Source organism: Caulobacter zeae (assembly GCF_002858925.1).
In the GTDB taxonomy this organism is placed as follows: Bacteria; Pseudomonadota; Alphaproteobacteria; order Caulobacterales; family Caulobacteraceae; genus Caulobacter; species Caulobacter zeae.
Genome location: NZ_PJRS01000011.1, coordinates 280,422 through 295,551, shown reverse-complemented (window position 1 = coordinate 295,551; position 15,130 = coordinate 280,422). Strand labels below are relative to the sequence as shown.

Below are 15,130 nucleotides of genomic sequence, written 5' to 3'. Positions count from 1 at the left end.
TCAAGATTCGCCAGCGCCCCCGCCCTAAGCCGCATCGATCTGGAGACAAACCATGAGCGCCCCCGAACCCAAACTGGCCGACCAGATCGCTCCTGGGGCGTCGGGCCTGGAGCAACTCCAGGCGATGATCGCCGCCGGTGGACGAGCGCCCATCGGCGAGACCCTGGAATTCTCGCTCACCGAGGCCGGCGACGGCTGGGCGGCGTTCGAGGGCCTGCCAGGGCGCCACGCCTATAATCCGATCGGCACGGTCCACGGCGGCTATGCGGCGACCTTGCTGGACTCCGCCTGCGGCTGCGCCGTGCACTCCAAGCTCAGCGCCAAGCAGGCCTACACGACCCTGGACCTGAAGGTGTCCTATCACCGCCCCCTGACGGACAAGACGGGCCTGGTGCGCGCAGAGGGCCGTGTGGCGACCTTCGGCCGCCGCGCCGCCTTCGCTGAAGCCACGATCAAGGACGCCAGGGGACGGATCTACGCCACGGCGACCTCGAGCCTGCTGGTGTTCGAGCGTTGAAAAGAAGCCGTTCGATCGTCGGAGGGCCCGTTGATGCAGCCGCGCGCCGCCAGGCGCTGGCCCGGCCCGCCAGACGACGCCGTCCAGACATGACCCGCGCCCGCGCGGCGCCGCGCCAAGGCCGGCGAGCCGAAAGCCCTTGATCACCAGCCTGGTGGTGGGCTCGGCGCCATCGTCCCCCCCAAAGGGGCGCGCCCAGGCCGGCCGCCACCCCGCGCGGTAAAGATAAGGACGCACTTGCAAGAAGTTTGCGTTTTCTACACCGCTGCAAGGTCCATCTCGCGGCCTGCAACCGGAGATGGACATGACGAAACGTTTTGATGTTTGGTGGAGCGAGGCGAAGTTCTACGTCCCCATCGCGCTGCAGGCCGTCTTGAGCGCGATCTTTTACTGGGTCGGCTGGAGCGGCTCGTCCGCGACGGACTCCATGCCTCTAGCCCGAGCCGGAGCGCTAGCCACGGCTGTCTCGATTGGCTTCACGGTCTGGCGCTACAACGCCATTCTGGCTGCTGGCGCCGCGCGGGGAAAAGCGGCCTTTGCCAAGGCTGTCGACGCGATGAACCTGCAGTACGTCAACAAGGAGCAAGCCAAGAAGAACTTCGACGACAAGCTCGATAGCGCCACCGCCCGGATCGACCAAGTCATCACCGCGGTGAGCGTGGCTCTGCTGATCCTGGCTACCCTGGTCTGGGGGTTTGGCGATCTGGCCAAGGCCTATCGCTAGGCCAAGGCCCGTCTGCAGAGGGAGAGGCTGAACGCAGCCGCCACGCGGCAGGTGCTGAAGGGGTCAAATAGCCGCCATTGGCCTCCAGGAGGCTCGACGCTTGCTCGGCGCAGTCAGTCGTTCAGGAGCACGATCTTGCCGGTCACCGCTCGGGCCTCGAGCGCGCGATGAGCCTCCGCCGCCGCCCGCAGCGGATAGGTCGCGCCGACCTCAGGGGTCACGACGCCATCCGCCACCAACTTCAGCACGGTGGCCAGGTCGTTTTGATAGGCGCTGGGCCGTCCATCGCGCCAGGGCTCGCTGGAGTAGGCGACCACGCCCTGCCCCTTGGCGAACAGGCCAAGGCTGGAGAACCGCGCGTTCAGGAGCAGATCGGCCACCGCCAGCGGATTGACCTTGCCGCCTCGACTGACATCGTAGGCGCCGTAGAACACGCCAACGCCGCCAGGACGCAGCGCCGGCATCGAGACCGTCTTGAAGTGCTTTCCGCCAAGGTGGTCGAACGCCGCGGCCACGCCGCCGCCGCTGAGGGCCATGGCCCGGGCGACGACGTCCTCCCGCGCGTAGTCGATCGGTTCGCCGCCGCGCTGGGCGACGGCGTCGGCCTTGCCGCCCGAGGCGGTTCCGATGGCGCGCACGCCGGCGATGCGCGCCATGTCGAGCAGCAGACCGCCCACGCCGCCGCCGGCCCCATGCACCAGAACCCATTCGCCCGGCGCGGGGTTGGCGATGCGATGGAGCATTTGCCAAGCCGTCACCCCGTTCAGGACCGCCGCCACCAGCCGGCCCGCATCTACCCCCTCGGGCGCGGGGACCAGCCATTGCGCCGCGACGTTTCGGCGGGTCGCGTAGGAGCCGAAGACGGTGATCCCGGCAACGCGCTGGCCGATGGCCAGGTCCTTGACCCCTGGTCCGATCGCCTCGACCCGGCCGACCAGGTCATAACCCGGCGTGATCGGCGGCTTGTGTCCCGCGTAGACGCCCTGCCGCATCATGATGTCGGCATAGGCCACGCCGACCGCTTCGATCGCGACCCGGACCTCACCGGCGGCCGGTGGCGGCAGGCGGCGCTCGACAGCGGTCAGCACCATCGCCAATCCCTTGCGAGGGATGTGCATTTCGAGAGCTTGGTCGGTCATTTCGGCAGTCCTGCGGTTCGGGGGTCTCAAAGCGCGAGCCTATGCGGGCAGTCGCATCTGCTTGCGCAGACTCTTGTCGAAGGCCTTGGCCGGCGCGAACCGGCGCAACAGCGCGATCTGCTTGGCCAGCTTGCCGGCCGGGTAGCGCAGGCGCGGCTGCGGATCGACCGCGGCCGCGCGAACCACCGCAGCCACCACCTCGGGCAACTCGGCGGTCGGCATGACCTCGTCCAAAAGCGCCCGCACGCCCGCCCGCGCCTGATCGTAGACGGCGATCTGGGCGTCCGCCTCTACGGCGTTCTGGTCGAAGGTGCTGCGGATGTAGCCCGGCTCGATCAGGGAGACGCGGACATTGAAGGCCCGAACCTCATGGTCGAGCGACTCCGAATAGCCCTCCAGGGCATGCTTGGTGGCTGCGTAATGGGCGGAATAGGGCGCGGGGATCAGTCCAAGAACCGAGCTGATGTTGAGAATTCGACCTTGGCGCCGGGCGCGCATCGACGGCAGCACGGCGTTGGTCATCCGCATGACGCCGAACAGGTTGACGTCGAACAGGGCCTGGACCTGACCGATCGAGCTTTCCTCGGCCCCGCCCGTCAGGCCAAGACCCGCATTGTTGACCAGCACGTCGATCTGGCCTGCCTCGGCCAGCACTTCGGCGACCAGTTCGCGGACGGACGCCTCGTCGGTGACGTCGCACACCACCATACGAACCCCTTTGGGCGCGGCGACGGTCGGTCGGCGGCTGGTCCCATAGACCGTGTAACCGCTCGCGGCCAGAGCTTGGGCGCTGGCCAGGCCGATCCCGGCGGACGCTCCGGTCACCAGGGCGATCTTCTTGCGTTGAATGGTCATGGGCCTTCCCGTAGGCAGCAGGCGCAAGAGCGACGCTGCTCATTGCATTACGATCATAATGTGGAAGTATGATCGTAATGCAATGAGAATTTCGGAGGCAGGACATGCGCTATGAAAAAGGTCATCGGGACGCGTCGCGCGAGCGCATCCTGCAGGCGGCTTCGGAACGCTTCCGGGCCGACGGCATCGCCGCCTCCGGCCTGGCGCGCGTCATGAAGGATGCTGGCCTGACGAACGGCGCCTTCTATCCACACTTCGAGTCCAAGGCCGAACTGGTGCGCGAAAGCCTGGTCGCCGCCCTCGACGCGCAGGCCGACCAAATGCGACAGATCCTTGCCGCTGACGGTCTCGAAGGGCTGATTGCGGCCTATCTCTCCCCAAGGCACCGCGACAATCCGCAGGACGGCTGCGCCACCTCCGCGCTTGCCGCCGAGATTGCGCGCGAGCCCCAGGAAACCAGGTCCGCCTATACCGAGCGCGTCGCTGCGTTCGCCGAGCTGGTCGCTGCTTACCTTCCGCCACACACCACAGACCGGGAAGCCGCCGCCACGGCGCTCCTGGCGACCTGCATCGGCACGCTGCAAATCGCGCGCGCCGTCGACGGCACGGAGATGTCCGATCGCATTCTCGCGGCGGGTCAAGAAGCGGCGCGGACGCTTTTGAGAACTAGCGCATCGTCAGCGACCTAGGCGGCGTCTGACCAACTTAGTCTTTGGCGAGGTCGCGCCGATGGCCGAATTAGCAGGGGGTCACGTCAGGCGGACAGTGGTGAAGTCGTCTTCTCATCCACGCTCAGTCGGGGTTCCCCCGCAAAGCATGGCCTTGATCCGGACGTGCGCGACGATGAAAGTGGCTTCGTCTACCACCAAGAGTGTCCAATGTCCGGCAACGATCAAACTCGTCGGGCCGCGATCGGCGGCGCAGCGCTGACAGTGGCCTCAGCCAGTTCCCTGGCGGCTCTCGCCGCACCACGCTCCGTCGGCGGGACGGGACTGGAGACTGGAGCGATCCGGGCCATCGGCGTTGACACGGTGCGGACGCATTATATGGGCCGTCCGGCCCTACGCGCGACGGCATTGGAAAACGTCCCGGAGCTAGATCGGCTGGTGGTGCTCGACACGCCCGCCTTCGGCGACGGCGTCATCGAAGCCTGGATAAGCGGCGCCCCGAGCGCTACAGCCAGCGCCACGGCGCGAGGCTTCGTGGGCCTGGCTTTCCGGGTGCGTGACGAAGCTCAGCTGGAGGCCATCTATCTGCGCCCAACCAACGGCCGGTCCGACGACCAGTTACGCCGCAACCATGCCGTCCAGTACATCTCTCACCCAGACTATCCTTGGGAGCGGCTGCGCGCCGAAACCCCGTCCAGGTATGAGACCTACGTCGATCTCGAACCTGGGCGGTGGACGCACGTGCGGATTGTGGTGGCGGATTCCAAGGCTCGGCTGCATGTTGACGGCGCAGAGCAGCCGACCCTGATCGTTGGCGACCTCAAGCACGGCGCCGACGCCAAGGGCGCCGTAGCGCTCTGGATCGGCCCGGGCACGCTGGCCCATTTCAGCGGCGTGAGGATCACGTCCTAGGTGTCGTGAGATCCAAACGCCGGATCGAGACACGGCTCAGCCTCGAAGGCTTGTTCGCAAAGTTCGCGCTGCTGGCCTCCGAGCGCTGGGAAAGCCCTACACAGCGGCGCCCGCCACTCGCCTGAGCCACTCCTTCCCTGACGGTCAGGCCGTCCGTTTTTGCGGCGTGGTTGCGCCAACAGCCGACCTTCGGCCATCTTCGGAACTCCAACAGTTAGGCCCGAAACCGCGTATCGCCCCCGCCGTTGATCGAACTGTCGAGTTGGGAGTGGACGTCCTCTGCGTCCTAGAGGCCAAGATCAGCGATGGCGTCGGACAGCTCCTGAGAGCGGAAAGGCTTGGTCAGACGCGGTAGATCCGGCGCGATGCCATGCTCCTCCGCATAGCCGGATATGATCAGGGCCGGCATGGAGGGGCGAGAGAATCTGACGGCGCGCACGAGCTGGGCGCCGTCCATGCCGGGCATCAAGTGGTCGGTCACCAGCAAGGCGAGGTCGTCGCGTTCCCTCATCAGCATCAGAGCGCGCTCGGCTGATCCAACTTCAATGACCTCGAACCCCAAGTCCTCCAGCATCCGGGCGGTGCTCTCGCGTACGATCTCCTCGTCATCGACTAGGAGGACAACGCCGTGCCGATCGCCTGCCGCTCGCGGCTCACCCTGCCCTTCGATAGGCGCCGCGCTCAGCTTTTGGCTAACCGGCAACCAGAGCGTCACCCGGGTGCCGACACCCATCCGGCTCGCAATATCGAGCGCACCGCCGAGCTGCAGGGCCAGGCCATGAACCATCGACAACCCAAGTCCCGTGCCCTTGCCGATACCCTTGGTTGAGAAGAACGGCTCGATCGCCCGCTCCATGGTCGCCGCATCCATGCCAGCGCCGGTGTCAGCCACCGTGATCTTGATATAGCGCCCGTCCGTGAGGCCCTGAGGCTTGGCTTCATCCAAGGCCGACATACCCACCGAGATCCTCAATTCGCCGCCGTCAGCCATGGCGTCGCGTGCGTTAACGCTGAGATTGAGAATGGCCATCTCGAGCTGGTTGAGATCGCCGTGGGCCATGGGCAAGTCTGGCGCGATGTCGGTCACCACCCGCACCTGCGGCCCTGTCGTGCTCGACACCAGGTCGGCCATGCCCGCCACGAGGCTCGCCGTGTCGACAGCGGTCGGCTGCAGGGGCTGTCGCCGGGCGAAGGCGAGCAAACGCTGAACGAGCGTCTTGGCCCGTTCGGCCGATTGCAGGGCGCCGTCGATCAGGCGCTGCTCGCGATCGGTGTTCAGCGCCTTTCGGCTCAACATGTCGAGTGAGCCGATGATCGGGGTCAGAAGATTGTTGAAGTCGTGGGCCACGCCACCGGTCAGTTGGCCAAGCTGCTCGACCTTTTGGGACTGGCGCAATTGCTCCTCGGCGTCGGCCAGGCGGCGCTGTTCGGCGACCCTGGAGGTGACGTCGTAGACGAACTGATAGGCGCCGGCGATCTGGCCCGAGGCGTCGCGGTAGTTGCGGAACGTCATCTCGAACCACCGGCGCTCATACCCCGCGCTCCCGAACTCGCGAATGTCGGTGTATTCCTCACCGGCGAGCGCGCGATCCCAAGAGGCCCTGACATCGGCGACGTCTCCTCGTCGCTCGCCAAGCAGCGTGATCATGTTGTCGCCAACCTGCGGGCGGGCGCCGTAGACCCGCTCGAAGGCGTCCATGCCGGCTCGATTGATCGCCAGCACCTGGTAGTCCCGGTCCATGACAATGATGATGGCGTCGGTGTTCTCCACGAGGTCGACGAGCAGACGCCGCTCGGCGATCCCCTCGGCGATCCGGCGCTCCAGGTGCTGGTTCAGCTCCCGCAAGGCTTGATCATTGGCTTTGCGCGCGGTGATATCAATCGCCGTGCCGATAACCCGCAGGCAGCGGTCGCCTTCGAAGAGGCCTCGGCCCTTGGCCGCGACCCAGCGCAGGATCCCGTCTTCCAGACCTATGGTGCGGTATTCGACATCGTAGACGTCACGCACGGCGGGATCGGCCGCCGCGGCGAAGGCCCGCGCCGTCGCTTCGAGGTCATCGGGATGAAGACCGGCGTAGAAGTCGGCCAGGGTGACGGTACGGTCCGTCAGCAGGCCGAACATCGCCCTCACGCGCGGCGGCCAATAGAGGGTGTCGTTGACGACGTCGACGTCCCAAAGACCGATCTCGGCGGCGTCAGTCGCTAGCCGCAGCTGTTCTTCGCGCCGGCGCAGGGCCGCCTCGGCGCCGGCGCGTTCGATGTGGGCCCATGAGCGCTCGGTCACCGCGCGAATGATGGCCAGTTCGTCGTCGGTCCAGGCGTGAGGGACCTTGTCGTGAATGGCCATCAGGGCCACCAGGCGCCCGGCCTTGATCAGCGGCATGCAGATCGTCGCGGCGACACCGATGTCCTGGAACGTCTGGGCTTCGTGCGGCGCAAGTTCGGCGAGGTGATCGTTGACGATCAGCGGACGCCCCGCCCCAAGCTCCCGAACGGCCAAGACCCCGAAGTCGGCTAGACGGTAGTGGCCGACGATCGAGCGCGAGCCAGGTTCGTGCCAGTCGCCGCGGATCGTGAAGCCGTCCTCGTCCGCGTCCATATCGGCATAGGCGCAGTTGGAGACGCCCAGATGCTCGCCGACCATGCGCGTCGTAACCTGAAGGATTTCGTCAGCGGTGCTGTAGGCGCTGAGCGCCAGCCCAAGATGGTCGAGAAACTGGAAGACCCCCGCGCTGGTGGCCAGTTTCCGCTCCGCCACGACGCGCGTGGTGATGTCGAAGACCATAGCCAGGATGCCGACCGGGCGGCCCGCGTCGTCGCGAATAGGTGTGTACTCAAGGTCCATCCAGACCTGCTCGGCGCGACCAAGCCGCCAGAGCTCGAGGGGTTGGGCGGCGTAGTGGAGCGCCTCGCCCGCCAGGCCCTTTTCGAGGACGTTGCGGTTGAACCCCTCGGCTTCGGGCCAGATCTCCAGGAGCTTGCCGCCTAGGGACGCCGGGTGCCTGGGACCGCAAACCTCGGCATAGCCGTCATTGTAGATCAGGCGCCCCTCGGCTCCCCAAAGCACCACCATTGGCACGCGCGAGGACAGTACTGTCTGCACGGCGAAGAAAAGCTCCGCCGGCCAGGCTGCGATCGGCCCCAGGTCGGTCGCGCTCCATTCATGGGCGCGGATCAGATCGCCGACCGCGCCGCCCCCCTGCAACTGGCGAGGAACCGCAAGCCTCGGGACTTGAGCATCGGCTTTGAAATCGTCCACGGCCCACTCTCTTTGAGCCGTAGCGATAGCCGAACAGTTCGGGCTCGAAAAGTCGATCGACGAGATCAAATCGATCGCGAGTCTCCCCCTCGTGGCGGCCCGTCTGGCCGGGGTCGACCTCGAAGGCTCGGCAGAAGCTGGCGCTGGCGGCGATGACGATCAGATCGTCACCTAGAAGCAGGGTCGGTTCGGACGCGCTGGCGATGATCGCCATCGCCAAGCCATGGCCGGCGTCGACGTGCAGAATGGGGTGGGCAGCCATGGCTGTCCTTCGCCGACCAGAGGCTCGCGAAGCGAAAGCCATACCTAGCTTGGAATATCTTGGAGACCGCCCGTGAACTCGATGCGGATGAGGCCAGCACCCTATCACGTCCGGCTTGGAAGGGCGGGCCTCTTATTCGGCCCTACGAGAATTCACGCGTCGACTATCGGCGTCGGCGCCATCATGGCGATGACCAGATCAAGAAGCGCCGAAGGCCGGTAGGGCTTGGGAAGATATCGACCGTTCGCCGGCAGATCGACGGGCTTTGGGACAGCCGCCCCCGGGGTGGCGATGATCGGTAGTTTGGGCCAACGCAGAGCCGCCAGACGCGCAAGCCCCAGGCCGTTGATTTCGCCGGGCATGTCCACGTCGGTGAACATCAAGGCGATGTCGGGTCGGGCGTCCAGCAGCACGAGCGCCTCGCGGGCGTCGTCGCCGTTGGATAATCATGCCCAGGCCCGGGCTTCGGCGCCATGGCCAAAAGCCACCCCGTGCACCTTCGGAGACACGGCCCCTTTGTCTCGCGAACAGATCGCAACCCTCACCAAACCCTGGCGTTGTCCTGCCCCGGGGAAAGCGCTGAGCGGGTTGGAGATTTGTTTTGAGCGACGCGACCTTGTCCTTGGAGGACCAAGGCCCGATCGATCGGCGGGACCTGGTGTTCGTCGCCGTGGATCGTACGCGCACGCCGATGGTCATCTGCGATCCGCGGCAGATCGACAACCCGATCATCTTGGCCAACCAGGCCTTCTTGGATCTGACAGGCTATGCGCTCGCCGAGGTGATCGGCCGCAACTGCCGTCTGCTGCAAGGCCCCCAGACGGCCCGCGCGGCGATCGACGCCATTGGCCAAGCCGTGCGGGAGGCGCGCGACGTCGAGGTGGAGATCCTCAACTACCGCAAGGACGGTTCGACCTTCTGGAACCGGGTCAGCCTCAGCCCCGTGCACGACGAGGCCGGCGGGCTGATCTACTTCTTCGGCTCGCAGGTCAACGTCACGCAACATCGCTTTGCGCAGGCCAGCGAGGCCGAGGAAAACCGCATCCTGCTGCGTGAGATCGACCATCGGGCGATGAACGCCCTGGCGATCGTCGAGGGCATCGTGCGGCTCAGCCGCGCCCAGGACATCCAGCAATACGCCGCGGCGGTGCAGCAACGGGTGCAGGCCCTGGCCAGGGCCCATGCCTTTCTCTCCGAGAGACGTTGGCAGGCCGCCCCGCTGGAAGACGTCCTGCGGCTGCAAATCGAGCCCTATGGCCTGGGCCGTGCGACTCTGGACGGGCCCAACATTCAGGTCAGGGCGACGCTGATCCAGCCTCTGGCTCTGGTATTCCATGAGATGATCGCCAACGCCGCGATCCATGGCTGCCTGTCGGCGCCGGCCGGCGGCTTGGCCGTGCGTTGGGCCCCGCACAATGATGCCAGCGGCTTTCACTTGGTCTGGGAAGAGACTGGCGGGCCGCCGCCGCGGCAGCAACGCACGGCGGGCTTCGGTTCGGCCATGGTCGCCGCAATCATCGAGCGCCAATTGCGCGGCCAGACGCGTCTGGACTGGCCGCCCACAGGCCTGCGGGCGGAATTCACCGTGCCGGACGCAGCCGGCGAGCCCGCGCCGTTTCGGGTCGCCGACGGCGGTTGATCGCACATCGGACACGTGAATTCGGATCTAGGGCGCTACTCTTGGATGGCGCTCAGGCGTGCAGTCGTCGTCCAGGCCCACAACCAAGCCTCCACGGCTCGTCCGGTTCTGACATTGCCTTGGCCGGCGCAGCCTTAAGGTTCTGCACGCATTAGCATTGAGCGGCTGCGATGTCCGTGCGCTGGCGGCGGCCGCATTAACCCCCAGCGACCAGGAACAACGCCATGCCCACCGACAGCCTCAGCTGCTCTGGAGGGGAAGCAGGTAAGATCTCCGCCGAGCAAAGACGACGCATAAACGCTATTCTCGACGACAACCAAGTCATGACGCTGGCCACGAACCGTCCCGACGGTTGGCCTCAGGCCACGCCGGTAAACTACCTCCATAATGGCGGCCTGTTGTATTTCGTCGTCGCCCGCAACAGCCAAAAGCTGGCGAATATCCAGCAGGATGGCCGGGTGTCGATCACGGTTGGTGGCGCGAGGAAATCTCAAACCTCGGGCCTCTCGATAGCGGCCATGGTCACGGAAGTGACCGAGGGTGAGCAGATCGCGCAGCTGAACACCTTGTTGTGGAACACTCCCGCCGGGAAGGCGTATTCACCTCACCCGGGCGCCAACAGCATAGCCGTGCTGAAGGCAACGCCACGGATCATCTCGCTTATCGACTACGCATTGCCGCCAGGCCAAGCCCAGACGATCTTGATCGAGGAGCCCGGGTCCAGAGGCGCGATATCGGGTTGGTGAGCTTCTGGCCAGCGACCTCCGCTTGCCGCGCTTGCCCACCCTTGCGGGCAAACTTGCGCCATCTTCAGCCAGCGTCGTGACGCTGACCGAAGTGTAAGGATCGCTTGCAGCCTAGCTAAGCGCCACGCCTGGTCTGCTGCCCGACCGCTCCCGAAACTCCAAGGACTGGCCGGGCCGCGCCAAGCAAGGGCTGCGCGCCATGATGCCTGCCTACGGCTCCTTCCTGGGCCAGCAGAGGGACCTTTCCCCGGCTTCGAACTGGCCCCCAAGAAGTATATGATCAGCGAGCGCACGGGGTGGGGGCAGCGGCGCTTTTGCCGCCCCCTGGACAGCTGCCTGCGCAACAACAGGATCGAAGACCTCTATGTGATGGGCTTCGCGCTTAGGCAGTGCGTCGATTCGACCGTGCGCAAAGCTCCCGACCTCGGCTAGGCGCCCATGGTGCCGATCCGCTCGCCCAGCGCCTTGCGGACGGCGACGGCCAGGTCACTGACCTTGAAAGGCTTGCGCAGGACGGCTTCGGAATCCACCAGTTCTCGAATGGCGCTCGCATCGGCGTAGCCGGTGATCAGCAGCATGCCGAGGCCGGGAATGACTTGCCGCGCCCGTCTGGCGACCTGGGCGCCGTCCATGCCCGGCATGGCGAAGTCGACCACCATCAGGTCGGGCCGATCCTCGACCAGGCGCGCAAGTCCATCCTGGCCGCTCGCCGCTTCGGTGACGCGGTAGCCCAGCGATCTCAGGCACTGGACCAGGAACCGGCGCACGCTGGGGTCGTCGTCGATCACCAGGACGCGCTCGCCCGCGCTGAGGGGGGCCTCGTCTGGCGGGATGTCGCTGGGCCGGACGCGATCGTCCGCCTCGGTGATCGGCAGCCAGATCTCGATCTTTGACCCGACGCCGACGGTGCTGTCGATCCGCACCGCGCCGCCTGACTGGGTGGCGATGCCGTACACCTGGCTTAGGCCCAGCCCTGTTCCCTTACCCACGCTCTTGGTCGTGAAGAAGGGGTCGAACACCTTCTGGAGCAGATCCTCGGGGATGCCATGGCCCGTGTCGCTGACGGCGATCACGACGTGGTCGCTGGGCTGCAGCCCCTCGTGCCACTCGTCGGAAATGCGACTGGAGATGTTCACCGTGCCGCCGTCGCCCATGGCGTCGCGGGCGTTGATGGCCAGGTTCAGCACCGCCAGTTCCAGCTGGTTAGCGTCGGCCTTGGCCCGCGCCGTTCCAGCACTCAGCGCCATGCGGACCTCGACTGTGTGGCCCAGGGTCCGGGTCAGCAGATCGTGCATGCCGGTTATCAGCGCATCGACTTCCACCGGCTGTAGGTCCAGTTGCTGGCTGCGCGAGAAGGCCAGCAATTGCGCGGTCAGCTTGGTGGCGCGCTCGACGCCTTCGCGGGCGTTGGCGGCCATGCGCTTGACCCGCTCGTCGTCGCTGCGCCGCTCGATCATGTCGATATTGCCGACGATGGCGGTCAGCAGGTTGTTGAAGTCGTGGGCTATCCCGCCGGTCAGCTGGCCGATGGCGTCCATCTTCTGGGCCTGGACCAGGGCGGCCTGGGCCTGCTCGCGCTCGCTGATCTCGGCCAGCAGGCGCTCGTTGGCGCGCTGAAGCTCGCCAACGCTGTCGGCGATGCGCTGCTCGAGGGTCTCGTTGAGCAGCCGCAGCTGCGCCTCGGCGGTCTTGCGAGCGGTAATGTCGAGGCTGATCCCCGACATTCGCCGCGGCTTGCCGGGTTGGATTCGGTTGAGCCGTCCCCGCACCTGCACCCAGTGCAGCGCGCCGTCCGGCCAGAAAATCCGGTACTCGACATCGTAGTCTTCGGCGCGGGCGATCGAGGCGTTCAGCGCACCCGCGCGCAGGGCCATGTCCTCGGGGTGGACGGCCGCCTCGATGCTGGCCAGCGTCAGAGGCTGGTCGGGTGAGTGGCCAAAATGCGCGCGCGCCACCGTCGAGGTGATCAGGGCCCCGCTGTCGAGATCCAGATCCCACGCCCCTAGCTTGCCGGCCTCCAGGGCGAAACGCAGCTGCTCCTCGGCCTTGGTCTGGGCGAGCAGGTGATCGCGCGCGCCATACTGGCGATGCCGGGCGCGGACCGCCGAATGCGCCGCGCTGACCAGCGTCTCGGCGTTGATCGGTCGCTCCAGCAGCACGACGTTGCCGATCGCCCGCAGGCGTTCGGCGTCGGCCTGGGTGCGCTTGCCGGGCTGCTTGGTGACCAGCACGATGAACGGGAAGTCCGACCAGGTCGGTTGCTGGGCCAGCCAGTCGGTCAGGGCGTCGGTGGCGCCCTGGGCCAGGGCCTCTTCGGTGAGGATCGCCGCGCCCGCCTCGTCGCCCAGCGCCTGGGTCAGCCCGCCGAGGTCGCCGCAGATCTGCGAGGCGTGACCGACATGGGCCAGGGTCTCGGCGATGACCGTCGCGTCGCGCCCCCGCGGCGCAAGGATGAGGATCGGCTTAGGCATTCGTCGGCCGGTTGTTCTCCTCGCCCAGCATGTCGATCGTGCCCTGGTAGGACGGCAAGCCGGACATCACGCCCTGGAAGTCGGTCAGCGCCTGGCCCACCTCGATGCCGTGCTCGGTCAGGCGGATCTCGCGGATGGTCTTCTCATGCGCGGCGGTGCGGCTCTTGACCGCCGAGATCGCCGTCAGCACCGAACCGGCGGCCTCGAAGAAGCGAAACAGCAGGATGCCGTCGCTGAGATAGCTGAGGTCGATGTCGCTGCGGACCTCGCCGATGAATCCGTGCTGGCCAAGGATCAGCAGGGTGACCACGCCCTGCTGATTGAGATAGGTCAGCAGCTCGTGCATCTGCAGCAGCAGGAACTTCTGCCCGGGCATGGCCTGGAGGTAGGCGTTGAGGCTGTCGATCACGGCCGTCTGTACGCCCAGACGCTCGACCGCGTCGCGGACGTGGAAGGCGAACTCGCCCGGCGACAGCTCGGCCGGGTCGATCGCGCGCACGAGCAGACGGCCGCTATCGATATGGGGTTGCAGATCCATGCCCAACGCCTTGGAGCGCGTCAGCAGGGTCGTGAGGCCTTCGTCGAACAGGTAGTAGGCGACCATCTCGCCGCGCTCCAGGGCGGTCAGGGCGCAGCGGACCGAAGTTGTTGTCTTGCCCACGCCCGATGGACCGCTGATCAAGGTATTGGTGCCGCGCGTAAGCCCGCCGCCCAACAGCGCGTCGATACCCGGCGCGCCGGTCGACACCATTTCCTGATTGAAGGTCGCGGGATGGTCGGCCGCCACCAGACGCTCGAAGACCCGGATGCCGCCCGTGTCGAGCGAAAAGTCGTGGAAGCCGCCGCGGAACTTGATGCCCCGCATCTTGACCACTTCGAGCTGGCGGCGCTGCGCGCCATACTCGTGGGTCATCCGCCGCAGGCTGATCACCCCGTGGGCGATGCTATGCAGCTGCAGGTCGCCGTCCTCTGCGGTCTGGTCGTCAAGCAGCAGCACCGTGCAACGGCGCGTGGCGAAGAAGTGCTTCAGCGCCAGAATTTGGCGGCGGTGGCGCAGCGGATTCTGGGCCAGCAGCCGCATCTCCGACAGGCTATCGAAGACGACGCGGAGCGGCTTGGTCTCCTCGACCTGCTTCATTACCCCGCGCGTCGTCTCTCCCAGTTCAACATCGGACGGGTGCAGAACCGACTGCTCGCTGTCGGGATCCAGGCCCTCTTCGCTGACCAGTTCGAACAGGTCGATGCCGTCCAACGACCAGCCGTGGCTGGCGGCGGCGGCCTTGAGCTCGGGCTCGGTCTCCGAGAGGGTGATGTAGAGCCCGCTCTCGCCCAACTCCCGTCCCTTGAGCAGGAACTGCAGCGCCAGTGTGGTCTTGCCCGAGCCGGGCGTGCCCTCGACCAGATAGATGCGATCGCGCGTCAGGCCGCCGCCCAGGATGTCGTCAAGCCCCGGCACTCCGGTGCTGACACGGCTCTCGACCCTGGCTTCAGACATGCTCGCTCCGCAAACGACGCGCCTGCCCCCTTATGCGGCGCACAGCCGGAGTAACGCTGAAGACAAGGCTAAGTTCAGTTCCCAGGCGGCGAACCGGGGCGCAGTCTGGCGGCGCATCGGATACCGGTCTTCTTGTAGATCATCGCAACCTTGGTCCGCTTGAGACTACGGGCGCCGTAAGCCCTCGGTTCGAGCTCGATCATCGACACCCGTTTATCGACGAACCTGCCCATAGTACGAAGCTCTTGAGCGTCGCCACGAGAGGGGCATCGATCAGGTTAATAGCGACTGCAAGAACACCCATTCCCCAGAAACCACCCGCGATACTCTCAAGCTCGACGACACGCCCTGACCCGGTCGGCGACTTCGTCAACATCATCGGCATAGAGGTAGAGACCCGACGGTTTGTCTTCGACCCGGCCCGGCCACGCACCGGTCGTGAG

Annotated in this window: 12 protein-coding genes; 6 read left to right on the top strand and 6 right to left on the bottom strand. The window is 66.2% G+C overall.

From position 1 onward, the window contains the following. Positions 1-52 precede the first annotated feature (52 nt). Together SGCZBJ_RS06140 and SGCZBJ_RS06135 are read left to right on the top strand one after the other, a co-directional pair. Positions 53-517: a PaaI family thioesterase gene (locus SGCZBJ_RS06140; protein WP_101717124.1), complete on the top strand. Its 465-nt coding sequence runs from the start codon at positions 53-55 to the stop codon at positions 515-517. A 304-nt stretch (positions 518-821) separates the two neighbouring features. Next, positions 822-1,241 (top strand): hypothetical protein, encoded by a 420-nt coding sequence (locus SGCZBJ_RS06135; protein WP_133149196.1) that lies wholly within the window; start codon positions 822-824, stop codon positions 1,239-1,241. Between the two features lie 113 nt (positions 1,242-1,354). On the opposite strand, the gene SGCZBJ_RS06130 is transcribed toward SGCZBJ_RS06135, so the two are convergent. Both SGCZBJ_RS06130 and SGCZBJ_RS06125 read right to left on the bottom strand, forming a co-directional pair. Continuing rightward, positions 1,355-2,380 (bottom strand): zinc-binding dehydrogenase, encoded by a 1,026-nt coding sequence (locus tag SGCZBJ_RS06130; protein WP_101717122.1) that lies wholly within the window; start codon positions 2,378-2,380, stop codon positions 1,355-1,357. 39 nt (positions 2,381-2,419) lie between these two features. Next, positions 2,420-3,235 (bottom strand): oxidoreductase, encoded by an 816-nt coding sequence (locus SGCZBJ_RS06125; RefSeq protein WP_101717121.1) that lies wholly within the window; start codon positions 3,233-3,235, stop codon positions 2,420-2,422. 104 nt (positions 3,236-3,339) lie between these two features. Here SGCZBJ_RS06125 and SGCZBJ_RS06120 point away from each other — a divergent pair, with 104 nt between their 5' ends. Together SGCZBJ_RS06120 and SGCZBJ_RS06115 are read left to right on the top strand one after the other, a co-directional pair. Beyond that, a complete protein-coding gene (locus SGCZBJ_RS06120) occupies positions 3,340-3,924 on the top strand; it encodes a TetR/AcrR family transcriptional regulator (RefSeq protein WP_101717120.1) in 585 nt (194 codons plus the stop codon). Between the two features lie 189 nt (positions 3,925-4,113). Continuing rightward, positions 4,114-4,815 carry a LamG domain-containing protein gene (locus SGCZBJ_RS06115; RefSeq protein ID WP_101717119.1) on the top strand — a complete coding sequence of 234 codons (702 nt, stop codon included), beginning with the start codon at positions 4,114-4,116 and terminating at the stop codon, positions 4,813-4,815. 286 nt (positions 4,816-5,101) lie between these two features. On the opposite strand, the gene SGCZBJ_RS06110 is transcribed toward SGCZBJ_RS06115, so the two are convergent. Together SGCZBJ_RS06110 and SGCZBJ_RS06105 are read right to left on the bottom strand one after the other, a co-directional pair. Beyond that, entirely contained in the window at positions 5,102-8,074 is a 2,973-nt protein-coding gene (locus tag SGCZBJ_RS06110; protein WP_205685323.1) for a PAS domain-containing protein, read from the bottom strand. 414 nt (positions 8,075-8,488) lie between these two features. Next, positions 8,489-8,749 (bottom strand): hypothetical protein, encoded by a 261-nt coding sequence (locus SGCZBJ_RS06105; RefSeq protein WP_101717118.1) that lies wholly within the window; start codon positions 8,747-8,749, stop codon positions 8,489-8,491. A 188-nt stretch (positions 8,750-8,937) separates the two neighbouring features. Between SGCZBJ_RS06105 and lov the strand changes: the two genes are divergently transcribed. Together lov and SGCZBJ_RS06095 are read left to right on the top strand one after the other, a co-directional pair. Beyond that, the gene (lov, locus tag SGCZBJ_RS06100) at positions 8,938-9,975 is read left to right on the top strand and encodes a blue-light-activated histidine kinase (protein ID WP_101717117.1); all 1,038 of its coding nucleotides are present in this window, start codon (positions 8,938-8,940) and stop codon (positions 9,973-9,975) included. Between the two features lie 224 nt (positions 9,976-10,199). Next, entirely contained in the window at positions 10,200-10,721 is a 522-nt protein-coding gene (locus SGCZBJ_RS06095; protein WP_101717116.1) for a pyridoxamine 5'-phosphate oxidase family protein, read from the top strand. 428 nt (positions 10,722-11,149) lie between these two features. On the opposite strand, the gene SGCZBJ_RS06090 is transcribed toward SGCZBJ_RS06095, so the two are convergent. Continuing rightward, a complete protein-coding gene (locus SGCZBJ_RS06090; protein WP_101717115.1) occupies positions 11,150-13,192 on the bottom strand; it encodes a hybrid sensor histidine kinase/response regulator in 2,043 nt (680 codons plus the stop codon). Beyond that, positions 13,185-14,687, bottom strand: a complete 1,503-nt coding sequence (locus SGCZBJ_RS06085; protein WP_101717114.1) for an ATPase domain-containing protein — start codon at positions 14,685-14,687, stop codon at positions 13,185-13,187. Before SGCZBJ_RS06085 ends, SGCZBJ_RS06090 begins: the two co-directional genes overlap by 8 nt. Between the last annotated feature and the right edge of the window lie 443 nt (positions 14,688-15,130).

Bases quoted from the DNA above. Each gene is read 5' to 3' on its own strand.
- SGCZBJ_RS06140 (WP_101717124.1), top strand. From the start codon at position 53: ATGAGCGCCCCCGAACCCAAACTGGCCGACCAGATCGCTCCTGGGGCG.
- SGCZBJ_RS06135 (WP_133149196.1), top strand. From the start codon at position 822: ATGACGAAACGTTTTGATGTTTGGTGGAGCGAGGCGAAGTTCTACGTC.
- SGCZBJ_RS06130 (WP_101717122.1), bottom strand. From the start codon at position 2,380: ATGACCGACCAAGCTCTCGAAATGCACATCCCTCGCAAGGGATTGGCG.
- SGCZBJ_RS06125 (WP_101717121.1), bottom strand. From the start codon at position 3,235: ATGACCATTCAACGCAAGAAGATCGCCCTGGTGACCGGAGCGTCCGCC.
- SGCZBJ_RS06120 (WP_101717120.1), top strand. From the start codon at position 3,340: ATGCGCTATGAAAAAGGTCATCGGGACGCGTCGCGCGAGCGCATCCTG.
- SGCZBJ_RS06115 (WP_101717119.1), top strand. From the start codon at position 4,114: ATGTCCGGCAACGATCAAACTCGTCGGGCCGCGATCGGCGGCGCAGCG.
- SGCZBJ_RS06095 (WP_101717116.1), top strand. From the start codon at position 10,200: ATGCCCACCGACAGCCTCAGCTGCTCTGGAGGGGAAGCAGGTAAGATC.
- SGCZBJ_RS06090 (WP_101717115.1), bottom strand. From the start codon at position 13,192: ATGCCTAAGCCGATCCTCATCCTTGCGCCGCGGGGGCGCGACGCGACG.
- SGCZBJ_RS06085 (WP_101717114.1), bottom strand. From the start codon at position 14,687: ATGTCTGAAGCCAGGGTCGAGAGCCGTGTCAGCACCGGAGTGCCGGGG.